Source organism: Anaplasma marginale str. Florida (genome assembly GCF_000215485.1).
Lineage (GTDB): Bacteria > Pseudomonadota > Alphaproteobacteria > Rickettsiales > Anaplasmataceae > Anaplasma > Anaplasma marginale.
The window spans coordinates 1-8,255 of sequence record NZ_AFMS01000001.1 but is presented as its reverse complement, the minus strand read 5'-3'; the positions used below and the strand labels follow the sequence as shown (position 1 = coordinate 8,255).

General features: G+C 49.6%; 7 protein-coding genes, 2 tRNA genes, 1 other RNA gene and 1 pseudogene. 2 read left to right on the top strand and 9 right to left on the bottom strand.

Annotated elements, in window-relative coordinates; genetic code table 11:
• From GAC_RS00050 to GAC_RS00025, 7 genes and pseudogenes are all read right to left on the bottom strand, one after another.
• Positions 1-363 (bottom strand): ClpXP protease specificity-enhancing factor SspB (locus GAC_RS00050; protein ID WP_037348933.1); only part of this gene is annotated, 363 nt, incomplete at its 3' end.
• A 158-nt stretch (positions 364-521) separates the two neighbouring features.
• Positions 522-855, bottom strand: a transfer-messenger RNA (tmRNA) gene (gene ssrA / locus GAC_RS05335).
• Between the two features lie 70 nt (positions 856-925).
• Positions 926-997, bottom strand: a tRNA-Asn gene (locus GAC_RS00045).
• A gap of 434 nt (positions 998-1,431) precedes the next feature.
• Positions 1,432-1,794: a holo-[acyl-carrier-protein] synthase gene (locus GAC_RS00040; protein WP_010264187.1), complete on the bottom strand. Its 363-nt coding sequence runs from the start codon at positions 1,792-1,794 to the stop codon at positions 1,432-1,434.
• Positions 1,791-3,067, bottom strand: a pseudogene (proS, locus tag GAC_RS00035) (proline--tRNA ligase). Before proS ends, GAC_RS00040 begins: the two are co-directional and overlap by 4 nt.
• Before the next feature lie 263 nt (positions 3,068-3,330).
• On the bottom strand, positions 3,331-4,344 hold the full coding sequence (locus tag GAC_RS00030) for a gamma-glutamyl-gamma-aminobutyrate hydrolase family protein (protein WP_010267459.1): 1,014 nt from the start codon (positions 4,342-4,344) through the stop codon (positions 3,331-3,333).
• 99 nt (positions 4,345-4,443) lie between these two features.
• Positions 4,444-4,514, bottom strand: a tRNA-Phe gene (locus GAC_RS00025).
• Between the two features lie 160 nt (positions 4,515-4,674).
• Between GAC_RS00025 and coaD the strand changes: the two genes are divergently transcribed.
• Entirely contained in the window at positions 4,675-5,187 is a 513-nt protein-coding gene (coaD, locus tag GAC_RS00020; RefSeq protein WP_010264198.1) for a pantetheine-phosphate adenylyltransferase, read from the top strand.
• 172 nt (positions 5,188-5,359) lie between these two features.
• On the opposite strand, the gene trxB is transcribed toward coaD, so the two are convergent.
• The gene (gene trxB, locus GAC_RS00015; protein ID WP_011114307.1) at positions 5,360-6,337 is read right to left on the bottom strand and encodes a thioredoxin-disulfide reductase; all 978 of its coding nucleotides are present in this window, start codon (positions 6,335-6,337) and stop codon (positions 5,360-5,362) included.
• Positions 6,334-6,942: a peroxiredoxin gene (locus tag GAC_RS00010; RefSeq protein ID WP_010267463.1), complete on the bottom strand. Its 609-nt coding sequence runs from the start codon at positions 6,940-6,942 to the stop codon at positions 6,334-6,336. Before GAC_RS00010 ends, trxB begins: the two co-directional genes overlap by 4 nt.
• A 333-nt stretch (positions 6,943-7,275) precedes the next feature.
• On the opposite strand from GAC_RS00010, the gene GAC_RS00005 reads away from it, so the two are divergent.
• Positions 7,276-8,255 (top strand): pyridoxal phosphate-dependent aminotransferase (locus GAC_RS00005; RefSeq protein ID WP_037348931.1); only part of this gene is annotated, 980 nt, incomplete at its 3' end.

Genomic DNA, 8,255 nt, shown 5'->3' with positions numbered 1-8,255 from the left:
CTCGAGGTTGCCGTACTGCTCTAAGTCTAGAGAAAAATTGGCTAACATGTCGACGTATTTTACCACAGCCCTAAAAGGCACCGTGATGCACTCTTCCTTGCCCTTGAAACTTAAGATGACTCTGAAATAATTATCGCTTACGCATAACTCGCGGAATTGATATTGAAGAACAATCGTCATATTCTCTGGATATTGTGCCCTCAAGTAGTCGGGCAGTACAACCCCGCTGCACCCAGTGAGGAACGAAATGGTAACGTGCACCTCTCCAGTAGAGGGTAGTTTGGACACAAAGTCCAGTGCCTCTCTTACTACGCTGCACATCGCAGCGTAAACCAGTCTCCGATAATCTACTAGATCACTCATTGAAACCTCGCACCAGAAAGCACCCGTGCAGCCAGCCAAACAAAGCGCTGCCTGCCGAGCAGCAGGATACCACAATCGTGCCAGAAAACAAGACGGAGATTAGCTAGGTGTAGCATGTAAACACACCTCCGCCCAAGAGTTGTTGCACATGCGCAATTGGCGGGGGCTTTTCTGTTGCCCGGTAAGCCCCCAAAACCGCGCTAAAGACAAAAACTAGGCAGCAGCTACGAAAGCTGTTTCCATGTTATCATTAGCGGCAACGAAATCATCGTTTGCACTTATAAAAATGACCCACTTATACGGCTGGAATTCCCACCGAGCAAACGCCGTCCTCTTTATTGCGTCTGTCTATCCTGTTTCATCCCCATACAAAGCAACAGTGGAGATGCCGAGCACTGCCCTCGGGTCCAAAACGCCTATTCCAAGAGGCCTTTATTGCCATAGTGAAACCACGGGCAGATTGTATTACCAATGGGCGCGGAAGTCAAGCACATGCTGCGAAACGCAAGAGGGGATGGTACCGCGAATTACAGAAACCTCCCAAACTCAACACGTGCACAAGCTCCCCGGGTTGGATTCGAACCAACGACACACTGGTTAACAGCCAGCTGCTCTGCCACTGAGCTACCAGGGAACAATGTGAAGCGGGACCATAATACATTTTGTCCCCTCTGGTGTGCAACAAAAACTTACGCTGTGCGCCGCACATTTTCCATTACTTCAACATGGTAATCACGGGAGTTCGTATACGCGCCGTCCCACAACACCGTAAGGGTGAAAGTGTGCCTGATAGATATGGATGCTCATGCTAAAATTTGCAATCGTACACTACTGAATGCGGAGTATGTGGAATAGATACGTTAGCAAGACCCCACGCTAAGAAGCGCGCCAACGGCACGGACATTACTTGTGAATGAGTTTTAGCCTATAGTGAGGCAGCCGCGCGCCCATCTGCATAGCTAAGAGCCAACAAGGCAGCTCCTCCTGTGCACGTGTTCTCGATTGCAAAGCCGCATTCTCTTTACTGCCGGATAGGCGTCATCATTGGCGCGTAGCCAATTCCTGGCTTTATACGTGCAAAACAACAAAGGCTATGGCGTACTCGCCATCGTCGCTCAGCGAAAGCTCTACATTGTGTCCGACATCGCCACTTACAGCAATCCGCGGCTTTCCCAAAGCATCATTGAATACGGATACGCCCCGCATTTCTATTCCACGTCCGAACCCAAGCCCAACTGCCTTTACGTAGGCTTCTTTCGCTGCAAATCTTTTGGCGAAATGCCTGGCCACAGCGTGTGCATTTTTGTACTGCAGGGAATCACGTATTTCGACTTCGGAAAATGCCCTGGTAGTAAATCTGTTGCCGAACCTTTCCAGTAGTTGCTGCATCCTTCTTACAGATACCAAATCCACTCCTATGCCTACTATCACGCCTGCATCCTTGCAATCAAAGCGTCAACAGTACACTTTTCCGTTGCTCCGTTGGCGCGATTTTTCAATTCCACCACTTTGTCCTTCACGAAAGAATTGCCAATAATAACCTGCCAAGGCATCCCCAATAGGTCCATCCTTGCGAGCTTCACTCCGGGGCTGTCTGTGCTATCATCGTACAACGAGCTATCAGCAAGGGCGGCATATATGGTCTCCGCGGTTGTTTTGCAATCCTCATTTGTGGTCAGCAAGTTCACTATTCCCACTTTGAAAGGGGCTATAGATTCTGGCCATCTTATGCCTACATCATCATGGAATACTTCAATAATCGCTGCCACGAGCCTGGATATTCCTATTCCATAGCATCCCATCAGAGCGTGAGCGCTATTTCCATTTTTGTCGTGAAATTTCACGTTCATAGGGGCAGAATACCTATCTCCAAGGTAAAAACGTGGGCGACCTCTATGCCTTTAGAAACTTGCAAATCGTTCGGGTCCACCCCACAATTTTGCGGATCGTGCGCATCTTCTGTTGCGGCATACACGCTTGCAATCTCCTCGGTAGTGCAGTAATCATTTTTGGAGAGGTCCAAGGCTTTTTTATCATGATACACAGTACTCTCGCCGGTAGGTACGAGCACGTGAAATTCGTGGCTGATGCTGCCCCCAATGGCCCCGCTATCAGCCTTTGCTGCGATGGGTACTAGTCCAAGGCGCCTGAAAATCCTAAAATATGCCGAAAACACGTTTTCGTATGACCTCATTGCGCCTTCAAAATCAACGTCAAAGCTGTAGGCGTCTTTCATCAGGAATTCCCTTCCGCGCATAATGCCATGTCGGGGACGCAACTCGTCACGAAATTTCCACTGTATTTGGTATAGATTAATTGGCAGATCGCGATAACTTTTCAGCGATGAACGCACTACGTCGGAGATGGCTTCCTCGTGCGTGGGGCCGAATACCATCTCTCTACCGCTGCGATCTTGCATGCGAAGCATCTCTGGCCCGTAAGAATCGTAACGCAGTGACTCACGCCACAGATCTGCGGGCTGCACAGACGGCATGAGGATTTCCAAAAAGCCGCTTGAATCCATTTCCTCCCGTACAATGTGCTCTATCGTCCTTAAGACCTTGAGCCCAAGAGGTAGCCACGTATATAGGCCTGAGGCGTTCTGCCTAACTAAACCGGCTCGTAGCGAATATTTGTGAGAAGCAACTACGACATCCGACGACACGTCCTTCATAGTCGGCACGTAGCACTCAGAAAGGCGCATAATTCATACCAGCTAACTTGCTCCCAGTACCATATACAGATGCTACAGTCAAGAAAATTAAGGCTGGTCGCCAGCTGCTAACACCCTTCCATAGGCGTTATTTGGGCAGCACATGCACGCTCATGCTTGTGGCTACGCTATTTGTGACGGGCTTGTCACGCACGCGAACTGCGCTAGTTGCCCTCAATGCGCGTACACAAGCCCCGCAACGGCTTACGCACACCCATGCATGCCGTGCCGCAGCGCGGGTGCTTCGCCATCTTCTAGTTGCGCAAAAAGTCTTCCATTATCAGCAATGCAGCCATAGCAGACCTGTATCTTTCGTAGTCATAAGTACGGACTTCAGAGCCCTCTATGCCGTTGCCATGGGGGGGCGGTGAAGCTAAATTGTTGTCGAGAGCATATATCGCAAGCGCCTCGGGATGATCTTGAAATAGTATGTTGCCATGCATATCCTCCAAGGCTTCTATAATACCATCGTCAGAATACCCAACTATCCTATAGCCCAGGGATTCTAGCTTCTGAATGTTTTCCTGGTCATTACTTACTACCCCACCATGCAAGTCTGGGAAAAACAGATAGGGCCAGCCGTCTCCGTCCAGGAGTGCGTGCTTGGAGACTATGCTCGCCAACTTACTGCCGGGTGCCACCCGCAACTTATGTAGGGCAGCGCCGCTACTATGTGGGTCATCCCCAGATACGGCATGAGACGCCGCCTGGTCTTTGTGTATCAGGTGCCACACCCTTACAACCTTGATACCCATCGCATGTACGATGCCCTGCAAGCCCCCGCACACAGCCATGAGCCTAATGTTTGAATTTTCACGCACTATCTCAGCAATTGCGGCGGTGACTAGCTGCCGATTAGGGGTAGGGGGGTAAGGTTCCGCGTCCAGGTTGTAGAAGTTGCCAGGTATAAACACTCGCGAAATCCCCTCCTTTTTCAGAAAATCTGCGACCTCACGCTTTATCTTGCCTGCCTCTAGCCCACGAACCTTCGACATATCTCCTGCGGCTTCCTTGAGGGATGCTTCTCTGATGCGCGCAAAGTCCACGATCGTGTTATAATCCACGCGCACAACGCGCGCCCCCATTTTTGTGAACATTTCAGCGATGTTGTGAGAGAAAGTGAGTTCTTCTGGGTAAGTTTCCTTTTCGGTTTGCAAGAACCCTACTGCTACTTTGCCTTCACTTCCCGATGTAGCGGCAGGAAGCGGTGAAATTGGCAGCGTTGCGGCGCAGCACAGCAACGCACAGAACACAATCCTAACAAGCATCGAAACAGTAATAGTATGACAACGGCTGGACATTCTCTCTCCCAATAGTACTCCAATGCAACAAAACACTAAGGCAGAGAACGGAGAACAGGCGGAGCGTGGCCTGGGCTGGAATTGAACCAGCGCGCAAGGATTTTCAGTCCTCCGCTCTACCACTGAGCTACCAAGCCAGACAATGCTGCAAGCAACGCATTGTGGACAGTACGTAGCCCGCTCCTAACCATGCCATTATATGTGTTAATAGTTAACGTTCAAGGAAAATAAACTTCAAAAATATAGTGGATAATTTCTGCCTGAGTCAGATATAATCCCCTCGGTCGCCTATGTTTCGTGGAAGTTGTGGCAATAAGGCTAGGCATATATCCTGGGACTTTCGATCCCATAACATTTGGGCATATCGATATAATTAAAAGGGCCAGCAACCTGGTAGATGAGCTCGTTATTGCTGTTGCAAAAAGTGTGGTAAAGGAAACCATATTCTCTGCAGACATGCGTGCGGCCATGATAGGGCGTGAGATGCAGGCTCTTGGAATTAGTGCAAAGGTTGAAGTCTTCGATGGATTGCTGACCTACTTTGCTCAAAGTAGGGGTGCCCAGGTCATCATTCGCGGGTTAAGAGCAGTGTCTGACTTTGATTACGAGTTTCAAATGAGTTGGATAAATTACAAACTTGTTCCTGGGGTAGAGACTGTATTTTTGCCTGCCGCGAAAGATACTCAGTTTATTTCCTCAAGTTTTGTTAAGGAGGTCGCTCGTCTTAATGGGGATGTAAGCATGTTTGTGCCGGAAAACGTGAAGAAATACCTTTTAGAATTTTACTCCAAAACTCCCTGTGCCACTTAAACCCCTTGTCCCCGCTGGCAGAACGGGCTCAATGAAGGTGCTGCTACGCCGTTCCGGCCGGGAGTGTCCCGCGTTCAGACAGGAATTTCTCTCTAGAATTTTACTCCAAAGCTCCCCGTGCCCATAAAACTGTGTTCACTGCGGGCGGGTGTGAGCTCTGGACTTGTTCCGGTTAGGAAGTGATACCGCGTTCGGACAGGAATTTCTCCGCGTCTAGCGCCGCCATGCACCCCGTACCCGCGGCCACTACAGCCTGGCGATATACTTTGTCGCGCACGTCCCCGGCCGCAAATATCCCTGGGCAGCTTGTCGCAGTGCTGTCAGGAGAGGTGATGACATAACCATCTGGATCTAGCTCTACATGGCGCCCTGGCATATCGGCCAGTACCTGAGTGTTTGGCTTGTGACCTATCGCTATGAACACGCCCGCGGTCTCTAGGGTTCTTGTGCTTCCGTCTAGTGTGGATTCTAACAACAGTGCGCCCACTTTCTTGTTTTCTTTGTCACCAAGTATTTCCTTTACCACGCTGTTCCACACAACCTCAATTTTGCTATTCTCAAACAATCTGTTCTGCATAACAGCCTCTGCACGCAACTTGTCTCTCCTGTGAACCAGAAACACCTTACTTGCGCTCCGTGTTAAATAAATTGCCTCCTCGACCGCTGTGTTTCCCCCACCTATTACCGCCACTACCTCTCCCTTAAAAAACGAGCCATCACAGGTGGCGCAGGCAGATACGCCCTTTCCCATAAAAAATTGCTCACTATCCATTCCGAGCCACTTAGCCTGTGCCCCGGTCGCGACGATTATGCTATACGCGTAATACTCTTCCCCAAACATACTAGTGCACTTGAAAGGGTACACATTCGCGTCTATTTGAGTTATCTCATCCATTATTTCAGTAGCGCCGCAATGCAGTGCTTGCTGCTTCATATGTTCCATGAGTTCTGGGCCCTGTACCAGAGAGAACCCCGGATAATTTTCAACATCAGTTGTGATCGTCAGTTGGCCTCCAGGTTGCATTCCAGTTACTAGGAGGGGCTCCAAATTTGCTCTCCCGGCGTAGATTGCGGCAGTACACCCTGCCGCTCCGGAGCCCATTACCAACACCTTTACAGGGGCCTTAGCTTGCTGCTGTGGTTCCGTCATTCCTGAGGGCCCAGGCTGTCTGCGTAAGACTGCAAATAGTGCTCAACACCGTGCTGAGTTGCTTCCATGGCCACCTTTCCCTCGGTCCACCCTGCTGGGCACACTTCCCCATGCTTTTTGTGATGGGCTATTGCATCTATAATTCTTAGCACTTCATCGATATTTCTTCCTATCGGTAGGTCATTCACTGAGTGATGGCGGACTATAAAATCCTCATCAATTATTACGGTCGCCCTTAAGGCAACTTTTCCGCCGTATAGCACCCCGTAACTTTCCGATATGGTATGCGAATCGTCGGCTACCAAGGGGAAACTGACCATACCTATTCCGCCTTGCTCTACGGGGGTGTTGCGCCAGTGACTATGTGCGAATTCGGAATCTGTACTTATTCCTATAACCTCAACGTTACGTGCAGTGAACTTAGGCACTCTACTGTGCAGAGACAATATCTCGGTAGGGCATACAAAAGTGAAATCTCGGGGATAAAAGAAGAGCACTGCGCACTTACCAGCGATATGCTTGCTCAGGTTTAAGTCGCACACCTTACCATCGGACATAACCGCCTTGGCAGCGAAGTCTATAGCCTCTTTTGTTACTAAACTCATAAAAATTCTCTGCAAAAACAACCTTGTGGGATCATACTACAAATACCGTGTGCCCAACAACGAGTTTTTAGCAATTGTATGCACCATAAACAACGGCTTTGCAGAGCCGTGGTTGCGCGATAGTTGGGACCCACACATACTTTCCGTACGTCATGATATGTGGTTCCTGTCAGTTGGGCTGTGGGGCAAGTTTTGCATTCATGCTAAAACCTTGCAGCACACACGTATTGCTGCAATAATGGCAGGCCTTTTATGCCGCTGTGGGTCCGCTTTTGGGCTCCAATGGGGGTTCCATCGGCGTCAAGGCAGTCTGCGTGTGTGTTTGGGGAGCGTATGTTTCTAATCAGCGAGAGGCTCAAATCTGTACAACCTTCTCCCACTCTAGAGGTTAGTAGGCTTGCTGCGGAGCTTAGGTCTCAGGGGGTGGATGTAATATCTCTAGGCGCTGGGGAGCCGGATTTTGACACTCCAGATCACGTAAAAGAGGCGGCAATTGCCGCAATACATGCCGGCAAGACCAAATACGCGCCGGTAGATGGTATACCCGAGCTGAAAGAGGCGGTTGTACTGAGTATTCAGTCAGACTATGGCCTCGCGTATTCTACAGATCAGGTGTTAATAGGTTCTGGGGCTAAGCAGTGCATCTACAATTTGTTCATGGCCACGTTGGATCCGGGTGACGAGGTTATAATACCCGCGCCGTATTGGGTGTCGTATACTGACATAGTTAGTATATCGGGTGGGAAACCCGTGGTGGTAGACTGCGGGGAAGAGTTCAAGCTTACCGCTGACCTCCTCGAGCGGGCTATAACGCCGAGAACCAAGTGGCTAATAATTAACTCGCCGTCGAATCCTACGGGTGTTGTTTACTCCAGGGATGATCTACGCGCCATTGCTGATGTGCTGTTGAAGCATCCCACGGTTTATGTCATGACGGATGATATATACGCCAAACTTGTCTATGACGTTGAGTTTGTAAATATTTTGCAGGTTGAGAGTGCCCTGTATGATCGAGTGGTCATCGTGAACGGGGTTTCAAAATCGCACGCGATGACTGGATGGCGGATAGGGTATATAGCGGGCGATGCGCGCGTGATCAAGGCAATGTCTACGATACAATCTCAAAGTACGACGACTGCGAATTCGATAGCCCAAGTTGCTGCGGTCACTGCTCTATCAGGCGACAGTGGTTTTTTGGACCATAGATGCAAAATATTTTCTAAAAGGCGGGACATGGTCATGAAGGCTGTGGAAGATTCTAAAATATTGAAAGCGCAGCTTCCACACGGGGCATTTTACGTTTTCGTGTCATG

What these genes read in the sequence shown, in the direction of transcription:
- GAC_RS00030 (WP_010267459.1), bottom strand. Translation starts at nt 4,344, where the DNA reads ATGCTTGTTAGGATTGTGTTCTGTGCGTTGCTGTGCTGCGCCGCAACG.
- trxB (WP_011114307.1), bottom strand. Translation starts at nt 6,337, where the DNA reads ATGACGGAACCACAGCAGCAAGCTAAGGCCCCTGTAAAGGTGTTGGTA.
- GAC_RS00010 (WP_010267463.1), bottom strand. Translation starts at nt 6,942, where the DNA reads ATGAGTTTAGTAACAAAAGAGGCTATAGACTTCGCTGCCAAGGCGGTT.